We start from the raw sequence: 18,286 nt of genomic DNA on the forward strand, positions 1-18,286 counted from the left end.
CGTGTGCTGTCGGTGACCGGTGGTACAAAGAACGTCCGCTCAGCGGGCCGCCGTCGGCGGGTCATATGCCCTGATCGTGCGGTTCGCGAAGTCAACGAGGGAATGTTCATGTCGCAGCCGCCGCCTCCGCCCAATCAGCCACCACCACCTCCGGGCCAGCCCCCGCAGGGTGGTGGGTACGGCTACCCGCAGCAGCCGCAGGGCGGTGGGTACGGTTATCCGCAGCAGCCGCAACAGCCCCCGCAGGGCGGCGGTTTCGGCGCGCCCCAGGCTCCGCCCCAGGGCCCGTACGGGCAGCCCGGACCGCAGGGCCCGCCGCCGTACGGCCAGCCAGGTCCTTACGGGCAGCAGCCGCCTTACGGCCAGCAGCCGCCTTACGGCCAGCAGCCGCCGTACGGGCAGCCTCCGTACGGCCAGGGCCCCGGTATGTACGGCGGCCCCGGCGGTCCCGGAGGCTCCGGCGGGGGCGGCAACGGCAAGCTGATCGCGATCATCGCCGCGGCCGTCGCCGCGGTGCTGGTCCTGGGCGTCGGCAGCTGGCTGCTGCTCAGCGACAGCGACGGGGGCGGCGGTTCAGGGGATTCGGCGCAGGGCAGCCCGGACGGCAAGCCCGCCAGCACCGACGGCGACGAGCTGTTCAAGGTGAGGACGCCGGCGCTGCCCGATGAGGACTCGGTGCAGGCGCCGGGCGGCTGGGCGACGGAGAAGGTCTTCGCCAAGTCCGGGCTGCGAAAGATCACGGGATACGACGTGAACAGCGGCGGCGAGAAGTGGAACGTCCCGCTGCCCGGCCAGGTCTGCGGCGCCTCCCGGCACATGACGGACGATCACCTGACGGCCGTGGTGTTCGGCGAGACCCGTTCGTCCCAGGCCAAGTGCACCCGGCTCGGCGTCGTCGACCTGGACAAGGGCAAGCTGCTCTGGGACACCGAGATGCCGAACGCCGAGCGCTCCACCCAGGCCACGGTGACGATCGGTCAGAATGTCGCGGCAGCGCAGTGGATCGGCGGTTCGGCGGCGTACAAGGTCTCGCCGAGCAAGCCGGACAAGCCGCTGTGGCAGAGCAAGCCGAGCGCCGAGTGCCGCGACGAGGGCTTCGCCGGCGGCAAGGAACTGGTGGCGGTGGTCGCGTGCGGCGACTATCTGAAGCCCAAGATCAAGGTGCAGAAGCTGGAGCCGCTCAGCGGCAAGCAGAAGTGGGAGTTCGAGGCCCCGGCCGGCGTGGAGACCGCGCGCGTGGCCTCCGTGGACCCGCTGGTGCTGGTCGTCGGCGCGGGTGAGAGCACCCCGACCGACGTGATGACGGTCGGCGAGGACAAGCAGCTCAAGGGCAAGATCTCGCTCGGCGATCACAAGTACGACCCCGGCTGCAGCACCGAGGTGGAGTCCTGCTCCCGCATCACCGTGGACGGCCAGTACGTGTATCTGCCCTCTCAACAGCACCAGGGCGATTCCGAGTTCGGCCGGACCAACGAGATCATGGCGTTCTCCTTCAACGGCGGCCAGGAACGCTGGAAGGCACCGGCCGGTGACGGCCGCGAGATCGTTCCGCTGCGCATGGAGGGCGACAAGCTCCTCGGCTACCGCAAGCCGACGTACAACAAGGGCGGCGAGGTCGTCGGGATCGACACGAAGAGCCACAAGGAAGAGCTCTACCTGCGGAACCCGGCCGAAACCGCCCAGGTCGAGAGCGATTTGGCGGGCTCGCTCTCGGGTACCCCGGCACTCTTCGAGAATGGCCGGTTCTTCCTCTACAGCGACTCGATCAGGAAGCCCATGACGGGCGCTGGGGAGTACGGGAAATACATGGCGATCGGTTTCGGCAACGACTGATCCCGTGTCCGCCGTGGCGGCCCGCCGGCCCCGGCCGGCGGGCCGCCGCCGTCTTACGCCGGGCATTCTGCGCGGTAAGGGGCGCGGAAATCCGGGCAAGCGTGTAGCTTCCCGGACAGGACAGAGGCCCGGACTTGGGGGTGAGGACGGCCTCTGCGGAATGTGGGGGGATTAGGGAGTGAGGGGTTCCGGGATTGTGGGGGGTAGAGGTCTATGAGCGTTCGGCTGATGGTGGTTGATGACCACAGGCTGCTCGCCGAGGCGTTGGCCTCGGCACTGAAGTTACGCGGCCATCGTGTGCTGGCCGCAGCGGCGCCCAGCGCGGGTGCCGCGGACCTCGTGGTGACCCGGGCGCCCGAGGTGTGCCTGCTGGGGACCGCGACGCCCGCCGAGCCGGGCGTTTTCGACCCGGTGGTGCGGATCAAGAGAGAGAAGCCGCAGATTGCGGTGGTGGTGCTCGGGCCCGTGCCCAGCCCGCGCGGGATCGCCTCCGCCTTCGCGGCGGGGGCGTCCGGCTATGTGCGGCACGACGAGCGCATCGAGGGGGTGGAGCGCGCCATGATGAAGGCGCGGGCGGGGGAGTCGGCCATCGCGCCGCAGCTTCTCCAGGAGTCCTTCGCCGAGTTGCTCAACCCGGCGGCCGAACCGGACGACGAGGGGGCCAGGTTGCTCAGGCTGCTCACCCCGCGCGAGGTGGAGGTGCTGGTGCGGGTCGCCGAGGGGGAGGACACCCGGCTGATCGCGGTCGGCATGGGCATCGCGCCCAGCACGGCCCGTACGCACGTACAGCGGGTCCTGATGAAGCTCGGCGTCGGCTCCCGGCTGGAGGCGGCCGCGCTCGCGGCCCGTACGGGTCTGCTCGACCGGGCGGCCCGTCCGGTCAACCGCGGCGAGTCCGAGGAGGCGAGCCCGTTCTCCGAGGCGCCGCCCGCCGAGGAGTCCTGAACGCCCGCGCCACGCCCGTACGTTCGAACGTACGGGCGCGGCGCGGCGCGCACACAGGGGCGCGGGGAACTGCGCAAACCCCAGCAGGACCGCACCGCGCAGCGCACACAGGGGCGCGGGGAACTGCGCAAACCCCAGCAGGACCGCACCGCGCAGCGCACACAGGGGTCAGGGCGGAACGGCGCGGACGCCCCGTCAGCTGCCGCCGCCCGCACCGGCGTTCGGCCCGGAGTTATCGGCGGCATCCGCCGCCGGAGGCGGAACCGTGGGGCTCAGCCGCAGCCAGAGCAGGAAGGCCAGGCCGAGGACGAGCATGGCCAGGCCCGTCCACAGATTGATGTTGACGTTCTCGGCCTTCTCGATGTCGGCGTCGGTGGCGAAGATCCCGGCACCGGTGACGAGCACGCCGTAGACCACGAACAGCCCGCCGATGATGCGGCGCACGTCGAACAGCCGTGCCGCGGTCTGTGACTTCCGCTCCAGCTCCTCGACCTCGTGGGCCACAGCCGTCGGGTCCTGCTGCGGTCCCTGGGGGTTGGTGGGGTTGCTCTCGCTCATGGTGGATCAGACCCTCGCGGCTTCAGAAGGAGAACGGGATGTAGCAGATGGCGGCGAGCACGATGGCGCCCCAGCCCAGCAGCGCGGGCTTGCGGTACCAGGCGTCGTCGCCCTCGGCCGGGGGCTCCGCGAGGCCGGGCGAGACCGTCCCGTACACCAGGCCCTGGAGCTGTTCCACCGGCTTCGGCTTGGTGACCAGTGTGACGACCAGCATCACGACGGCACCGACCACGAACGCGACGATCGAGGAGACGAAGTTGGCGCCCTGCTCGCTGGGGATGTCGATGACGCCCTGCTTGTACAGCCAGAAGTAGTTGACCATCGCGGCGACGGTGCCGCTCAGCAGCCCCCAGAAGCCGGCCGCTGCCGTCGTCCGCTTCCAGAACATGCCGATGATGAACACCACGAACAGCGGGACGTTGAAGAAGGAGAACAGCGTCTGCAGGTAGTTCATGATGTTCTCGAACGAGGCGGCGATGAACGCCGTCCCCATGCCGATGAGCACGCCGACGACGGTGGTCCAGCGGGCCGTCCGCACGTAGTGCGCGTCGGGCTGCCCCTTCCTGAGGTACGGGGCCCAGATGTCGTTCGTGAACACGGTGTTGAACGAGGAGATGTTCGCGGCCATGCCGGCCATGAACGCGGCGATCAGACCGGTGACGGCGATGCCCAGCACACCGTTCGGCAGCAGGTCGCGCATCAGCACCGGGATGGCGTGGTTGTAGTCGAGCCCGCTGCCCGGCTTGCCCAGACCCGGCTCCATCACGAGGGCGATCAGGCCGGGGATGACGACGATGGCCGGGATGAAGATCTTCGGGAACGCGGCGATGAGCGGCGTGCGCTTGGCGGCCGAGATGTTCTTCGCGGACAGTGCGCGCTGCACCTCGGCGAAGTTGGTCGTCCAGTAGCCGAAGCTCATGACGAAGCCCAGGCCGAGCACGATGGTCAGCCAGTTGGCGCCGAGCGGGTTGCCCTGTCCGATGCCGGTGCCTTCCCACGCGGTCATGAACGAGCCGCCGTGCGAGCTTGTCAGCTTGTCGCTGAGGCCGTCCCAGCCGCCGACCCGCTTGAGGCCGAGCACGGTCAGCGGGATCAGCGCGGCGAGGATGACGAAGAACTGCAGCACCTCGGTGTAGATCGCCGAGGAGAGGCCGCCGAGGGTGATGTAGGCGAGGACGAAGAAGCCCGCGACGACGATCGCCACCCAGGTCTCCCAGCCGAGCAGCGCCTCCAGCACGATCGCCAGCGCGTACAGGTTGACGCCGGCGATCAGCACGGCGGACACCGCGAAGATGACCGAGCTCAGCAGGTGGGAGGAGGGGCCGAAGCGGTGCAGCAGGAACTCCGGTACGGAGCGCACCTTCGAGCCGTAGTAGAAGGGCATCATCACCAGGCCGAGGAAGACCATGGCGGGGATGGCGCCGACCCAGTACCAGTGCACCGTGTAGACGCCGTACTGCGCGCCGTTGGCCGCCATGCCGAGGATCTCGGTGGCGCCCAGGTTGGCGGCGACGAAGGCGAGACCGGTGATCCACGCGGGGAGCGACCGGCCGGAGAGAAAGAAGTCGAGGCTGGTCTTCACGCTGCGGCGGGCGGCGAAGCCGATGCCGAGGATGACGGCGAAATAGATTCCCAGCAGTGTGTAGTCGAGCCCGTTGATGGGGAGCCGTAGCCCCTCGGCGAGGTAGTGCATCGTCACTCTTTTCCGGTGGGGCCCGGGGGAACGTCACCCCCGGGGCACGCTTCTTCGCGCGATCGGAACGGTCGTGAACCTACTCGCCGGCCTTCGTTTCTTGAAGACTTCGGTTGCTGAGGTTTGTTTGATTGTGATGATTCGGCGCGCAACCTGAAGTGCTTTGCCCGGAATGCCGGTTGTCTACCCTGGGGAGCCGACGGCGGCGCCGGGGTGGTCGGACCGATTGACGCCCTTGTTCGAACGTGATTTATTGTGTTGAGAAATGTTGAGGGCGTTGGCTGAGGAGCCTGCACAGTGCTTCGATCTACCGGGGAACGGGCCTCGTACCCGCACGTGAAGAAGACCTCCCACCGGCTCGCGGACGGGCGGGAGATCATCTACTACGACGTCCGCGACGACGTCGTGCGCGCCGCGGCCGACCAGCGCCCGCTGCCGGTGACCAGTACCGACTCCGAGATCCGCTACGACCCGCTGCTGTCGGAGTGGACGGCCGTCACCGCGCACCGCCAGGGCCGTACGTACCACCCGCCGGCCGACCAGTGCCCGCTCTGCCCGTCCCGTGAGGGCCGGCCCAGCGAGATTCCCGAACCCGACTACGACGTCGTGGTGTTCGAGAACCGCTTCCCCTCCTTCGCCGGGGGGCCGGGCCCGGTGGGCGCGGACGGGGAGCACGGCCTGTTCGCGCACGCGCCGGGCGCCGGACGGTGCGAGGTCGTCTGCTTCACGTCCGACCACGACTCCTCGTTCGCCGACCTCACGCCCGAGCAGGCCCGGCTCGTCCTGGAGGCGTGGACGGACCGCACCGCCGAACTGTCCGGGCACCCCGGCGTCGAGCAGGTCTTCTGCTTCGAGAACCGGGGCCGCGACATCGGCGTGACCCTGGAGCACCCGCACGGCCAGATCTACGCCTACCCCTTCGTCACGCCGCGCACCGAGCGGATGCTGGCCTCCGTGGCCCGGCACAAGGAGCGCACCGGCGGCCGGAACCTCTTCGACGACGTCGTCGCCGCCGAACTCGCCGACGGGCGCCGGGTGGTGGCCGAGACCGAGCACTGGGTGGCCTTCGTCCCGCACGCCGCGCACTGGCCGTACGAGGTGCATCTGTACCCGCGCCGCCGCGTGCCGGATCTGACCGCGCTGAACGAACAGGAGCGCACAGATCTCCCACAGCTGTATCTGGAAACCTTGCGCAGGTTCGACCGGCTCTTCGGTCCGGAGGAACCGCGTACGCCGTACATCTCCGCCTGGCACCAGGCGCCGTTCCATGCGGCGGGACGCGGTGACTACGCCCTTCACCTCGAGCTTTTCACCATCCGCCGTACTTCCGGCAAGCTGAAGTTCCTCGCGGGTTCCGAGTCCGGCATGAACGTGTTCATCAACGACGTGCCGCCGGAAACCGCGGCCCAGCGACTGCGAGAGGTAGCGAGCCAGTGAGCAAGTTCTTGGTGACAGGCGGAGCGGGCTATGTGGGCAGCGTGGTGGCCGCCCACCTGCTGGAGGCCGGGCACACGGTGACGGTCCTGGACGATCTGTCCACCGGCTTCCGCGAGGCGGTCCCCGCCGGCGCGGAGTTCATCGAGGGGCGCATCCAGGACGCCGCGCGCTGGCTGGACTCCTCGTACGACGGGGTGCTGCACTTCGCGGCGCACTCGCAGGTCGGCGAGTCCGTCGTGGACCCCGACAAGTACTGGCGGAACAACGTCGGCGGCACCACCGAACTGCTCGCCGCCATGCGGGAAGCGGGCGTGCGCCGGCTCGTCTTCTCCTCCACCGCCGCCACCTACGGCGAGCCGGAGAAGTCCCCCATCGAGGAGGACGAGGCCGCAGCGCCGACCAACCCGTACGGCGCCTCCAAGCTCGCCGTCGACCACATGATCACCGGTGAGTGCCACGCGCACGGGCTGGCCGCCGTCTCCCTTCGGTACTTCAACGTGGCCGGCGCGTACGGGGAGATCGGCGAGCGGCACAGCCCGGAGACCCACCTCATCCCGCTGGTGCTCCAGGTCGCCCTCGGACAGCGCGAGTCCATCTCCGTCTTCGGCGACGACTACCCGACGCCCGACGGCACCTGCGTCCGCGACTACATCCACGTCGCGGACCTCGCCGAGGCGCACCTGCTGGCCATGGACGCCATGACCGCGGGCACCATCGAGGGCGAGCACCTCATCTGCAACCTCGGCAACGGCAACGGCTTCTCCGTGCGCGAGGTCATCGAGACCGTCCGGAAGGTCACGGGGCACCCGATCCCCGAGGTCGTCGCGCCCCGGCGCGGCGGCGACCCGGCCGTACTGGTCGCCTCGGCCGAGCGCGCGAAGAAGCGGCTCGGCTGGAACCCCTCCCGCGCCGACCTGGCCGGAATCGTCGACGACGCCTGGCAGTTCGCCAGGAAGGTGGAATCAGAGTGACAGACGGCGGCAGCGCGGCATCCGGCTTCGAGGCGGTCTACGGAACCGCCCCCGACGGCATATGGACGGCACCGGGACGAGTGAATCTGATCGGTGAACACACCGATTACAACGACGGTTTCGTGATGCCGCTCGCGCTGCCGCACACCTGTCACATCGCGGCCGCGCGGCGCGACGACGGCGTCCTGCGGCTGCACTCGGCGGAGACCGGCGGGGGAGTCGTCCAGCTGCACGTGGACGACCTCGCGCCGGAGGGCGCCACGGGCGACCGCGGCGGCTGGGCCGCCTACCCCGCGGGCACCGTCTGGGCGCTGCGCGAGGCGGGCCTCGCCGTGGGCGGCGCCGACCTGCACATCACCAGCACGGTGCCGACCGGTGCGGGGCTCTCCTCGTCCGCGGCGCTGGAGGTGGCGACGGCGTCCGCGATGAACGGCCTGTACGAACTCGGCCTGGACGCCGAACGCGTGGCGCGGCTGTGCCAGCGCGCCGAGAACGCCTTCGTCGGCGTGCCCTGCGGGATCATGGACCAGATGGCGTCGGCGTGCTGTACGGCGGGCCACGCGCTGTACCTCGACACCCGCGACCTCACGCAGCGTCAGGTCCCCTTCGACCTCGAAGGCCAGGGGCTGCGGCTGCTCGTCGTCGACACCCGGGTCAAACACGCCCTGGGCGACGGCGAGTACGCGAAGCGGCGGGCCGGCTGCGAGGCCGGCGCCGCGGCGCTCGGCGTGCCGGCGCTGCGGGACGTTCCGTACGCGGAGCTCGGCGCGGCACTGGAGCGGCTGCGGGACGGCGGACACGACGCGCTGGTGCCGCTGGTGCGGCACATCGTGACGGAGAACGAACGCGTCCAGGAGACGATCCGGCTCCTCGACGCGGGTGGCACCCGCGCCATCGGTCCTGTCCTCACCGCCGGACACGCCTCGCTGCGGGACGACTTCGGCATCTCCTGCGAGGAACTGGACCTGGCCGTGGACACCGCCAACGGCGCGGGCGCGCTGGGCGCGCGGATGACCGGCGGCGGCTTCGGCGGCTCGGCGATCGTCCTCGCGGAGGCCGCGGCGACGGAGAAGATCTCCGCGGCGGTCCGGGACGCCTTCGCCGCCGCGCAGTACGCGGCGCCGCGCGTCTTCGAGGCCACCCCCGACGCGGGGGCCCGCCGCGTCGCCTGAGACCCCACCCGTCCCGCCGCGCTGCGGCGGGACGGTCCGGGCGGGGCCGCGGAACGGTCCTGCGGCCGTGAAAGGGCCGCGCAGGCCCGCGATTTGGGGGAAAGTTTCGTCAACCTTCTTCCGTTGGCGGACCCTGCCCGTAGGCTGAGGGGCAGGCGCACCGGTGGGGGCCGGTGCCTGTCAGGGGGCGAGTCAGCCGGGTACGACGCCCGGGGCGGGGCAGCAGCAGCGCAGCGACACGGCGGCGGCCGTGGCGCCGCAGCGTCGCTTCCCGCAACGGGCGCCGTGCCCGCACTCCAGGGGGTGTCATGCAACGGATCCGTGTGCTGGTGGTCGACGACCACCGCATATTTGCCGAGTCCTTGGCGGCCGCGCTTGCGGCCGAACAGGACGTCGAGGTCGCAGCCGCCGGCAGCGGCCCGGCAGCGCTGCGTTCCATAGAGCGCGCGAACGCCGAGGGGCGCCGCTTCGATGTGGTGCTGGTCGACGCCGACTTGGGCGCGCCGGTCCCGCAGGCGGGGACCCACGCGCCGCATGTGGTGCCGCAGCAGGTGCCGGCGCCGCAGGTGCCGCCACCGATACTGACGACGGTCAGCCGGGGCAACGGGGACATGACGGCGAGTCTGTCCGGCACCGACGGCGCGACGCAGGAACACCCGGTCGTCGGGGGGATCCCCCTCGTCAGCCGCGTACGGCAGGAACACCCGCAGCTGCGCACGGTGGTGCTGGCGGAGCGCGACGACCCGCGGCACGCGGCGTCGGCGCTGCAGGCCGGCGCGGGGGGCTGGGTCGCCAAGGACTGCTCGCTGTCGCGGCTGTTGCAGGTGATCCGCGGGGTGCTGAAGGACGAGACGCATCTGTCGCCCGCGCTGCTGACGGGCGTGCTGCGGGAGTTGACGGCTTCGCGCAAGCACCGTACGGAGAGCGAGCGGCTCGTGGAGTCGCTGACCCCGCGCGAGCGGGAAGTGCTGCGCTGCATGGTCGCGGGCCTGGGGCGGAAGGCCGTGGCGGAGCGGCTGTATCTGTCGCCGCACACGGTCCGTACGCATATGCAGAACGTGCTGGGCAAGTTGGGCGTCCACTCGACGCTCGCCGCGGTCGCGCTCGCGCGCCGGGCGGGTGTGGGCCCGGTCGAACTGGAGCCCACCCCCGCGGTAGCCCACGCGAGGTAGCCCCGGCGGGCAGCCGCTTCAAGACGGGCCGAGCCCATTCCTTCCCGCCGCGGAGGTCTGGGGCCCGCTCCAGTCTTTCCCGCCGCAGCGGCAGTTGACCACGGCGTAACCGGCCGGCGGTCTCAGCGCATCCCGCGCTCAGACCGCCGGCCGGCCCCGTTCGCGGGGCCGCCGCTGCGGCGGAGAAGAGAGGCGCCTCGCAGCCGCCCACGGCGCGACGTGTCGGCGGTCTGAGCGCATCCGCGGTCACACCACTGGCCGGAGGACCGCCACCCCTCGTGGGGCGAGCGTCACGTAGTCGGTCGAGGGCCGGCCCGTGAGGAGATCCACGGCTGGTTCCCGCAGAGGGACATCGACTTCGCCCGCGCCGTGGTTGAGCAGGAAGAGGTAGGGGCCCGCCCCGTCCTCCCGCACCGTGGCCTGGACCCCCGCGGGCAGCCCGGGGAGGACCGGCTCCACCCGGGCCTCCTCCCGTACCTCGTCGAGCAGCGCCCGCATCGCGTCCCCGCGCAGCCGCGTGCCCACGTACCAGGCGACGCCCTCCCCGTACGCGTGCCGCGTCACCGCGGGCAGCCCGTCGAGGTCGCCGCCCGCGAAGCGGGACACCGCCTCCGCGCCTTCCAGGTCGATGACTTCCGACCACAGGTCGCCCTGTGCCTCGCCGACGGGCCCGCCCCGTACGGGGACCGTCGCGCGGGCCGCCATGGGCCAGAACTCCTCGACGCGCAGCCCCAGGACGTTCCGCAACGGCGCCGGATAGCCGCCCAGATGGACCCGGTCGGACTCGTCGACGATCCCGGAGAAGAAGGACACCACCAGATGCCCGCCCGCGCGGACGAAGGCCGTCAGCCGCTCAGCCGTCTCCTCCGACATCATGTAGAGGTTCGGCACCACGACCAGCCGATAGGGCGTCAGATCCCGGTCGGGCGGCACCACATCGGTGGGAACGTTGGCCTCCCACAGCGGCCGGTGGTGCGCCAGCATCAGGTCGGGCTGCTGGAGCGCCGTGGAGGGCCGGGCCTCCAGTTCCAGCGCCCACCTGCTGTGCCAGTCCTGTACGAGCGCGACCTCGGGCTGCCGTACGCGGGTGCCGGCGAGCTGCGGAACGGAGCCCAGCTCCCGGCCCAGTTCGCACACTTCGCGGAACGTACGGGTGTCCGTGCCGCCGTGCGGCACCATCGCCGAGTGGAACTTCTCCGCGCCGCCGCGGGACTGCCGCCACTGGAAGTAGATGACCGAGTCGGAGCCCTGCGCGATCGCCTGCCACGACCACAGCCGCATCGCGCCGGGCGGCTTCGGGGCGTTCCGCTGCCGCCAGTTGACGGCGCTGGGCGCCTGTTCCAGCAGCATCCACGGCTTGCCGCCGCCGGCCGACCGCATCAGGTCGAAGGTGAGCGCGGCGCTGAGGTGGGTGTGCGGGTCGTGCGGGTCCTGGTAGAAGTCCAGCGAGACGACGTCCTCGTGGCCCGCCCACTCGAACTGGTTCACCGGCTTGTGGTGCGCCATGAAGTTCGTGGTGATGGGCACCCCGGGGGTGATCTCGTCGACCACCGCCTTCTCCGTCAGGTGGCAGCCGAGCAGCGCGTCGTTGCTGAACCGCCAGTAGTCCAGCTGCTGGGCCGGGTTGGGGATCGCGGGCACGGACCGCGGCGGCAGCACCTCCTCGAAGGAGGCGTACGCCTGCGCCCAGAAGGCCGTCGACCAGGCCTCGTTGAGCTCGTCGACGGTGCCGTACCGGTCGCGCAGCCAGCCCCGGAAGTGCTCGGCCGACACGTCGCAGAAGCACTGCCGGGTGTGGCAGCCGTACTCGTTGCCGATGTGCCACATCGCGAGCGCCGGATGGTCGGCGTACCGGGTGGCGAGGTGCTCCACGAGCCGTTTCGCGTGCCTGCGGTAGACGGGGCTGGAGGGGCAGTAGTGCTGGCGCGAACCGGGGTTCATGACCACGCCCCCGGCGGTCACGGGGAGGATCTCCGGATGCGCGTGGGTGAGCCACGGCGGTGGTGAGGCGGTCATCGTGGCCAGACAGACGTCGATGCCGGCGTCCGCCATGTTGCCCATCACGCGGTCGAACCAGCCGAAGTCCCATTCGTCCGGGCGGGGTTCGACCTTCGCCCAGGAGAAGATCCCGGCCGTGACCATGGTGACCCCGGCCTCCTTCATCAGCTGGAGGTCCTCGGTCCACACCTCCTCCGGCCACTGCTCGGGGTTGTAGTCGCCGCCGAAGCTGATGCGCTGAACGGGTGGTGTGCGCAAGGGGCCTCCTCAGGCCGAGGTCTTGTAGATGCTCCATCCGCCGTCGACGACGAGGTTCTGCCCCGTCACATAGGACGCGTCGTCCGACAGCAGGAACGCGACGGTCCCCGCCACCTCGTCCGGGCGCCCGTGCCGGCCGGCGACCGTCTGCTCGACGGTCCGCTGTACGTCCTCCGCGCCGACCTGCTCCCAGGCGCGGGTCCAGATGGGGCCGGGCAGCACGCAGTTGACCCGCACCTCGGGCCCGTAGTCCACGGCCAGCTGCCGGCCGAAGCCGGTCAGCCCGGCCTTCGTCGCGGCGTACGCGGGCCGGCCCGGCAGCCCGAAGTGCGCGTGCACGGACGACGTCAGCACGACGGAGCCGCCGCGCGCGCGGAGGTCGTCGAGGCAGGCCCGTACGCCGAGGAAGGCGCCGGTGAGATTGACGTCCAACTGCGCCTGCCAGTCGGAGAGCGAGAGCGTCTGGGCCGTACCGGGGCGCATCAGCGCCGCGTTGCTGACGAGACCCCCGACGGGGCTGCGGAAGCCGTCGTGCGCGGTGCCCACGGCCCGCTCCCACGCGGGCGGGTCCGTCACATCGCCGAGGACGAAGGCGGCGCGGGCACCCGAGGCGGTGATCTCGCGGGCCGTACGGCGGGCGCCCTCCTCCTCGCTGTCGAGGATGACCACGGCGGCCCCCTCGTCGGCGAGCCGGTGTGCCACGGCGGCCCCGATCCCGGCACCGCCCCCGGTGACGATCACGGTCCGGTCAACGAAGCGTCCACCCATGCGCCGCATGCTAGGCGCTGCGTGCCGCGCGTGACCACGGTGCGCGGCCGGGGGCTCCCGGGTGTGCCGCGATGCGCCCCCGGTACGCCGGGCGCGTGCGCCTGCCCGGAACGGGGGTCTAGCCGGGAATGTTGTCGAACGGAGCCGTCAGCTGCCGCAGCAGGCCGGAGAGTTCAGCCCGCTGAGCGGTCGACAGTTCGACGAGGATGGCCCGTTCCTGCGCGAGCAGTCCGGCCAGCGCGCTGTCCGCGCGGTCCCGGCCCTCGGCGGTCAGCCGTACGAGGACGCCGCGCCGGTCGCTGGGGTCCGGAAGCCGTTCGACGAGGCCCTTCTTGGCGAGCCGGTCGATCCGGTTCGTCATCGTCCCCGAGGTCACCAGCGTCTGGGTGAGCAACTGCCCCGGCGAGAGCTGGTACGGGGTGCCCGCGCGGCGCAGCGCGGTGAGCACGTCGAACTCCCAGGGCTCCAACTCGTGCTCGGAGAAGGCGATCCGGCGTGCGCGGTCCAGGTGCCGTGCGAGCCGGCTGACGCGGCTCAGCACCTCGAGCGGATCCACGTCGAGGTCCGGGCGCTCGCGACGCCACGCTGCCACCAGTCGATCGACCTCGTCCTCCATGGGACCAGTGTAGTAGTTGTGTCGACGTGAAGTCTCTTGACGTCGAGACAAAGCTGGCGCGAGGCTGAGCTCATGGACCACACGGACCCTACGGCCTCCGCGGCCGCGCCCTCACCCCTGCCGCCGGCCGCCTGGGACCCGCACCAGTATCTCCGGCACGGCGACCACCGCTCGCGCCCCCTGCACGACCTGCTCGCGCGGGTCCCCGCGCTCCCGGCGGGACAGGCACCCCGCATCGCGGACCTCGGATGCGGTCCGGGCGGCCCGAGCCTCCCGCTGCTGACGCGCTGGCCCGCCGCGCACGTGACCGGGTACGACAGCTCGCCCGCCATGCTCGCCGAGGCGGCCGGGTACGCGGGCCGCACCGCGGAGGGCGGCGTCATCGACTTCGTCCAGGCCGACTTGACTCAGTGGCAGCCGGACGGCACCTTCGACCTGCTCTTCTCCAACGCCGCGCTGCAGTGGGTGCCCGGCCACGCCGACGCGCTCCCCGGCTGGCTCGACGGGCTCGCCCACGGCGGTGTCCTCGCCTTCCAGGTGCCGGGCAACTCCGGCGCCCCGAGCCACACTCTGCTCGCGGACCTGTGCCGCGGCGCGCGCTGGCGCGGGCGGCTGGCGCACTGCGTACGGCCCACGCCGGTGCTCGACCCCGCGGGGTACGCCGCACTGCTGGCCCCGCACGGCTGCGAGATCGACACGTGGGAGACCACGTACCTCCAGCTGCTGCCCGGCGAGGACGCCGTCTTCGACTGGGTGAAGGGCACGACCCTGCGCCCCGTCCTCACCGCGCTCGACGGCGATCCGGAGGCGCGGGACGCGTTCCTCGCCGAGTACGCCGCGCTGCTCCGCGAGGCCTACCCGCCCGGCCCGTACGGCACCCCGTTCCCGTTCCGCCGCGTCTTCGCGGTGGCCGTGAAGCGCTGACGGCGTGTCCGCCGCGCCGGAGGTCGTCCGGGTCCACTCGCGCCCCTCGAATAATCGGTTGCCGTCGTCCCCAGGGGGCGGCTTTCATCGGGGGATCCGGACCGGACGAACAAAGGTGGAGATGTATGCCCAGGGCCCCGCGGAACCGTTCTCGCACTCGAGGAAGGTCTTCCGCGTCAGCGCCACCCGCTGAGCGGCGGCGCTGAACCCGGCACGAACTCCTCGATGCGAGACGTCAGTTGATCTCTGGCCGTGCTTTCCGCATCTCTCCGGGAGTCTCTCTCCGATGTCCAGCCACACCCGCAACACCCGCCGCTCCGGCGGCACTTCACGGCGCGCCCGTACCGAGGCGCGCACCGCGTCCTTCCGCTGCCTGCACTGCGGCCTCGACGTACCGACCGCCGCGGCCGGCACCCGGCACCGCAACCACTGCCCGAACTGCCTGTGGAGCCGGCACGTCGACGACACCCCGGGCGACCGGGCAGCCGACTGCGCGGCCCGTATGGAGCCGCTCGCCATCTCCGTACGCGGCGACGGCGAATGGGTGCTCGTGCACCGCTGCACGGGCTGTGGCGTCCTGCACGCCAACCGCACGGCGGGCGACGACAACGCCCTCCCCCTGACCCGCCTCGCGGTCCGCCCCCTGGCCCAGCCCCCGTTCCCCCTGGAACGGCTCGGCAGCCTGTAACGCCGCCCGCCCGGCCCCCGCCCCGCGCGGGGACCGGGCGGCCGGCGTACCGAGCTGTCCTCACCCCGCCCGGCGGTCACGCTCCCGGCGTGCCGTCCACGAACAGGAGCCGACGGTCGAGGGCGGTCTCGCGGACCGCCAACGCCTCGGCGTACTCCGGGGAGACGTACCAGCGCCGGGCCGCCTCCATGGACGGGAACTCCACGATCATCAGCCGCGCTTCGGAGGGCCAGACGCCCTCCACCGCGTCCGGGCGCAGCCCGCGGGACAGATAGCGCCCCTCGTACCGCGCGATCGAGGCGGCGGCCAACTCGCGGTACGTGTCGGCGGCTTCCTCGTCCAGCACCGTCACTTCGGAGATCACATAGGCAGACATGCGCCCACCCTTCGCCGCGCGGGACAGGCGCGCAAGCGGCTTCCGCGATGGCGAGCACCCCGGTGGCCCCGTCCAGCAGGGCCCGCATCTCACGGTCGACCAGGATGCGGGGCGCCGTGTCAGGCGTGTTTCTGCCGTGCCCAGTCAAGGACTTCGGTCGCGTCGAGAGTGACTTCGGCGCCGATCGAGTCGGGAAGTGTGACCTGCTGTCCGCGGGCATAGACGGGGTGGACGTCGTACTTGTCCGCGACGGGGTCGTGGAGAACGTGCAGGCGGTCGTGCTTCCGGTCGACGATCACGTAGACCGGCACCTTTGCGTTGGCGTAGGCGGCGACCTTGTCGCGGAGGTCGTTTTTGTAGTTGCCGGAGGTCACTTCCAGGACCAGCCGGAACACTGCCGGGTCATAGCAGTTCTCTTTGATGTGGTGCTCTTCGATGTCGGAGTCCACCACGGCGAGATCGGGAATGGCGAAGTCCTCCGGGCCGTCGGGCAGCCACAGGCCGACGTTCTGAAGCACGGCGGTCTCTTCCTCGTCCAGGCCCGCCGCGATGAAGGGCCGCATGAGCTTGGTCAATGCCCTTGCGTGGGCGGCATCCGGTGCCGGGGTCACAGTGAGGATGCCTCCGATGATCTCGACGCGGTAGCCGGGCATACGCTCCGCGATCTCGTCGGCAGCCTGGAGCAGCGTCAGCGGACGGTCGTCCTCCGCGTACGGGTACTCGACGGGTGCTGCGGACATCGCGTGCCTCCCAGGGGCTGGTGTCGAGGCAATCATCGTAGGACGGCGGCCCCCTGGACGTCGCGTATGGAGACAGCCACCCGAAAGTGGAGCGTGGCCCCACCCCGCTCACCCGGATCTGCTGTGCTCGTCGCCTGCCTCAAGTGCGGTGGAAGTGCCCTGCACTTGAGATGAGGCGAGGCGCGCTCCCCGCGCGGCGCAGAGCAGCGCGGGGAGCCCGCCCCGCCCGAAGGGCGGGTCAGCTTTTGCGGTGGCCTATCAGGCGGGGTTTGGCTTCCATGCCGTCGAGGCCGTGCCAGGCGAGGTTCACCAGGTGCGCGGCGACCTCCGCCTTCTTCGGCTTGCGCGCGTTCAGCCACCACTGGCCGGTGAGGGCCACCATGCCGACCAGGGCCTGCGCGTACAGCGGGGACAGCTTCGGGTCGAAGCCGCGCGACTTGAACTCGCGGCCCAGGATGTCCTCGACCTGGGTGGCGATGTCGCTGATGAGGGAGGCGAAGTTGCCCGTGGACTGGGCGACGGGGGAGTCGCGGACGAGGATCCGGAAGCCGTCCGTGTCCTGCTCGATGTAGTCGAGCAGGGCGAACGCCGCCTGCTCCAGGAGCTCTCGGGGATGCCCCCCGGTGAGCGCACCGGTGACCATGTCCAGCAGGGCCCGCATCTCACGGTCGACGACGACCGCGTACAGGCCCTCCTTGCCGCCGAAGTGCTCGTAGACCACCGGCTTGGAGACCCCGGCCTTGGCCGCGATCTCCTCGACGGACGTGCCCTCGAAGCCGCGTTCGGCGAAGAGCCGCCGGCCGATGTCCAGCAGCTGCTCGCGGCGTTCCTTCCCCGTCATACGGCGGCGGGGGCGTTTCTTCGGCGCGGGGGTGCTGGTCTCGTCGGTCGGCACGGGTTCCATCATGCCGCGTCGGCTGTCTGCTCCTTGCGGCGGGAGTCGATACGGGTCTGCTTCGGCCAGCGCACGTTGTACGCCCAGCCCGCCCGCTCGAACCAGCTGATGAACCGGGCGCTGGAGTCCAGCTGCCCCTTCTCGACGCCGTGCCGGGCGCAGGTCGGGTCCGCGTGGTGCAGGTTGTGCCAGGACTCACCGCAGGACAGGACCGCCAGCCACCAGACGTTGCCGGACTTGTCGCGCGACTTGAAGGGGCGCTTGCCGACCGCGTGGCAGATGGAGTTGATGGACCACGTCACGTGGTGCAGCAGCGCGACCCGCACCAGCGAGCCCCAGAAGAACGCGGTGGCGGCACCCCACCAGGACCAGGTCACCAGACCGCCGACGACGGCGGGAAGCAGCAGCGAGACGACCGTCCACAGCACGAACTGGCGGGAGATCCGGCGGATCGTCGGGTCGTTGACCAGGTCGGGCGCGTACTTCTGCTGAGGCGTCTGCTCCTCGTCGAACATCCAGGCGATGTGCGCCCACCACAGGCCCTTCAGCAGGGCCGGCACGGTCTCGCCGTAGCGCCACGGCGAGTGCGGGTCGCCCTCGGCGTCGGAGAACTTGTGGTGCTTGCGGTGGTCGGCGACCCAGCGCACCAGCGGTCCCTCGACGGCCATCGAGCCCATGATCGCCAGCGCGATCCGCAGCGGCCGCTTCGCCTTGAACGAGCCGTGCGTGAAGTAGCGGTGGAAGCCGATGGTGATGCCGTGGCACCCGAGGAAGTACATGAACGTCATCAGGCCCAGGTCGAGCCAGCTCACCCCCCAGCCCCACGTCAGCGGTACCGCTGCGACCAGGGCGAGGAAGGGCACGGTGATGAACAGGAGCAGGGTGATCTGCTCGACGGAACGGCGCTTCTCACCGCCCAGCGTGGCGGACTCCTGCGGCGTCCCGGAGGCCCCCACCGCGGCGGAGGCCTGGGAGTCCGTGCTGTCCGCGGTGTCGTTTTCGGCGTTCGCGGCGCTGCCGAGCAGCTCCGGACTAGTGGTCATAGATGTCCCTCTTCAGACCGGGGCAGGCTACGGTTCCGTAACCTACGGAGTCGTAAGTATGGCAGCCCCCACAGGCGTATCAAGAGGTGCGAGGGGGATACGTACCTCCGAGAGCACCCCGGGGACTCCGTCCCGGTACCCGCGTCGGCCCGTCCTGACCACACAGCGGACGCCGGACCGGGGGAGTGCGACTGCCGCA

Annotated in this window: 17 protein-coding genes; 8 read left to right on the forward strand and 9 right to left on the reverse strand. The window is 71.0% G+C overall.

Translation table 11 applies throughout. The features are described from left to right. The first annotated feature begins 108 nt into the window (after positions 1–108). Positions 109–1,833, forward strand: a complete 1,725-nt coding sequence (locus AC3AGO_RS20420) for a PQQ-binding-like beta-propeller repeat protein (protein ID WP_487821664.1) — start codon at positions 109–111, stop codon at positions 1,831–1,833. A gap of 213 nt (positions 1,834–2,046) precedes the next feature. Next, a complete protein-coding gene (locus AC3AGO_RS20425) occupies positions 2,047–2,778 on the forward strand; it encodes a response regulator transcription factor (protein WP_487821665.1) in 732 nt (243 codons plus the stop codon). A gap of 195 nt (positions 2,779–2,973) precedes the next feature. Here AC3AGO_RS20425 and AC3AGO_RS20430 read toward each other — a convergent pair whose 3' ends face one another. Both AC3AGO_RS20430 and AC3AGO_RS20435 read right to left on the reverse strand, forming a co-directional pair. Next, entirely contained in the window at positions 2,974–3,336 is a 363-nt protein-coding gene (locus AC3AGO_RS20430; protein ID WP_487821666.1) for a hypothetical protein, read from the reverse strand. Between the two features lie 22 nt (positions 3,337–3,358). After that, positions 3,359–5,029 carry a sodium:solute symporter family protein gene (locus AC3AGO_RS20435; protein ID WP_487821667.1) on the reverse strand — a complete coding sequence of 557 codons (1,671 nt, stop codon included), beginning with the start codon at positions 5,027–5,029 and terminating at the stop codon, positions 3,359–3,361. 336 nt (positions 5,030–5,365) lie between these two features. Here AC3AGO_RS20435 and galT point away from each other — a divergent pair, with 336 nt between their 5' ends. The 4 genes from galT (at position 5,366) to AC3AGO_RS20455 (ending at position 9,781) form a co-directional block, all read left to right on the forward strand. After that, the gene (gene galT / locus AC3AGO_RS20440; protein ID WP_487824731.1) at positions 5,366–6,466 is read left to right on the forward strand and encodes a galactose-1-phosphate uridylyltransferase; all 1,101 of its coding nucleotides are present in this window, start codon (positions 5,366–5,368) and stop codon (positions 6,464–6,466) included. Then, a complete protein-coding gene (gene galE, locus AC3AGO_RS20445; protein WP_487821668.1) occupies positions 6,463–7,437 on the forward strand; it encodes a UDP-glucose 4-epimerase GalE in 975 nt (324 codons plus the stop codon). The genes galT and galE overlap by 4 nt, the downstream gene beginning before the upstream one ends. Then, entirely contained in the window at positions 7,434–8,609 is a 1,176-nt protein-coding gene (galK, locus tag AC3AGO_RS20450; protein WP_487821669.1) for a galactokinase, read from the forward strand. The genes galE and galK overlap by 4 nt, the downstream gene beginning before the upstream one ends. Before the next feature lie 308 nt (positions 8,610–8,917). Next, complete coding sequence (locus AC3AGO_RS20455; RefSeq protein ID WP_487821670.1) at positions 8,918–9,781, forward strand: LuxR C-terminal-related transcriptional regulator; 864 nt, start codon at positions 8,918–8,920, stop codon at positions 9,779–9,781. Positions 9,782–10,027: 246 nt separating this feature from the next. Here the strand turns inward: AC3AGO_RS20455 and AC3AGO_RS20460 are convergent, their stop codons facing one another. The 3 genes from AC3AGO_RS20460 to AC3AGO_RS20470 all read right to left on the reverse strand — a co-directional run bounded on the left by AC3AGO_RS20460 (position 10,028) and on the right by AC3AGO_RS20470 (position 13,421). Next, positions 10,028–12,037, reverse strand: coding sequence for a beta-galactosidase (locus tag AC3AGO_RS20460; protein WP_487821671.1), 2,010 nt, complete (start codon positions 12,035–12,037; stop codon positions 10,028–10,030). A gap of 9 nt (positions 12,038–12,046) precedes the next feature. Further along, entirely contained in the window at positions 12,047–12,805 is a 759-nt protein-coding gene (locus AC3AGO_RS20465; protein ID WP_487821672.1) for an SDR family NAD(P)-dependent oxidoreductase, read from the reverse strand. 118 nt (positions 12,806–12,923) lie between these two features. After that, positions 12,924–13,421 (reverse strand): MarR family winged helix-turn-helix transcriptional regulator, encoded by a 498-nt coding sequence (locus AC3AGO_RS20470; RefSeq protein WP_487821673.1) that lies wholly within the window; start codon positions 13,419–13,421, stop codon positions 12,924–12,926. Between the two features lie 72 nt (positions 13,422–13,493). On the opposite strand from AC3AGO_RS20470, the gene AC3AGO_RS20475 reads away from it, so the two are divergent. Continuing rightward, a complete protein-coding gene (locus AC3AGO_RS20475; RefSeq protein WP_487821674.1) occupies positions 13,494–14,345 on the forward strand; it encodes a trans-aconitate 2-methyltransferase in 852 nt (283 codons plus the stop codon). A gap of 286 nt (positions 14,346–14,631) precedes the next feature. After that, entirely contained in the window at positions 14,632–15,033 is a 402-nt protein-coding gene (locus tag AC3AGO_RS20480; RefSeq protein ID WP_487821675.1) for an RNHCP domain-containing protein, read from the forward strand. A gap of 76 nt (positions 15,034–15,109) precedes the next feature. Here AC3AGO_RS20480 and AC3AGO_RS20485 read toward each other — a convergent pair whose 3' ends face one another. From AC3AGO_RS20485 to AC3AGO_RS20500, 4 genes are all read right to left on the reverse strand, one after another. Continuing rightward, positions 15,110–15,409, reverse strand: coding sequence for a DUF1330 domain-containing protein (locus AC3AGO_RS20485; protein ID WP_487821676.1), 300 nt, complete (start codon positions 15,407–15,409; stop codon positions 15,110–15,112). A 119-nt stretch (positions 15,410–15,528) separates the two neighbouring features. Continuing rightward, entirely contained in the window at positions 15,529–16,149 is a 621-nt protein-coding gene (locus AC3AGO_RS20490; protein WP_487821677.1) for a Uma2 family endonuclease, read from the reverse strand. A gap of 238 nt (positions 16,150–16,387) precedes the next feature. After that, positions 16,388–17,056 (reverse strand): TetR family transcriptional regulator, encoded by a 669-nt coding sequence (locus AC3AGO_RS20495; protein WP_487821678.1) that lies wholly within the window; start codon positions 17,054–17,056, stop codon positions 16,388–16,390. Then, positions 17,053–18,087, reverse strand: a complete 1,035-nt coding sequence (locus AC3AGO_RS20500; protein ID WP_487821679.1) for an acyl-CoA desaturase — start codon at positions 18,085–18,087, stop codon at positions 17,053–17,055. The genes AC3AGO_RS20495 and AC3AGO_RS20500 overlap by 4 nt, the downstream gene beginning before the upstream one ends. Between the last annotated feature and the right edge of the window lie 199 nt (positions 18,088–18,286).

It is taken from the genome of Streptomyces sp. BL1 (assembly GCF_057628045.1).

Excerpts from the sequence above, each read along its gene's own strand:
- AC3AGO_RS20495 (WP_487821678.1), bottom strand. The coding sequence starts at position 17,056 with ATGATGGAACCCGTGCCGACCGACGAGACCAGCACCCCCGCGCCGAAG.
- AC3AGO_RS20435 (WP_487821667.1), bottom strand. The coding sequence starts at position 5,029 with ATGCACTACCTCGCCGAGGGGCTACGGCTCCCCATCAACGGGCTCGAC.
- AC3AGO_RS20420 (WP_487821664.1), top strand. The coding sequence starts at position 109 with ATGTCGCAGCCGCCGCCTCCGCCCAATCAGCCACCACCACCTCCGGGC.
- AC3AGO_RS20500 (WP_487821679.1), bottom strand. The coding sequence starts at position 18,087 with ATGACCACTAGTCCGGAGCTGCTCGGCAGCGCCGCGAACGCCGAAAAC.
- AC3AGO_RS20465 (WP_487821672.1), bottom strand. The coding sequence starts at position 12,805 with ATGGGTGGACGCTTCGTTGACCGGACCGTGATCGTCACCGGGGGCGGT.
- AC3AGO_RS20485 (WP_487821676.1), bottom strand. The coding sequence starts at position 15,409 with ATGTCTGCCTATGTGATCTCCGAAGTGACGGTGCTGGACGAGGAAGCC.
- AC3AGO_RS20455 (WP_487821670.1), top strand. The coding sequence starts at position 8,918 with ATGCAACGGATCCGTGTGCTGGTGGTCGACGACCACCGCATATTTGCC.
- AC3AGO_RS20430 (WP_487821666.1), bottom strand. The coding sequence starts at position 3,336 with ATGAGCGAGAGCAACCCCACCAACCCCCAGGGACCGCAGCAGGACCCG.
- AC3AGO_RS20480 (WP_487821675.1), top strand. The coding sequence starts at position 14,632 with ATGTCCAGCCACACCCGCAACACCCGCCGCTCCGGCGGCACTTCACGG.
- AC3AGO_RS20425 (WP_487821665.1), top strand. The coding sequence starts at position 2,047 with ATGAGCGTTCGGCTGATGGTGGTTGATGACCACAGGCTGCTCGCCGAG.
- AC3AGO_RS20470 (WP_487821673.1), bottom strand. The coding sequence starts at position 13,421 with ATGGAGGACGAGGTCGATCGACTGGTGGCAGCGTGGCGTCGCGAGCGC.
- AC3AGO_RS20490 (WP_487821677.1), bottom strand. The coding sequence starts at position 16,149 with ATGTCCGCAGCACCCGTCGAGTACCCGTACGCGGAGGACGACCGTCCG.
- AC3AGO_RS20475 (WP_487821674.1), top strand. The coding sequence starts at position 13,494 with ATGGACCACACGGACCCTACGGCCTCCGCGGCCGCGCCCTCACCCCTG.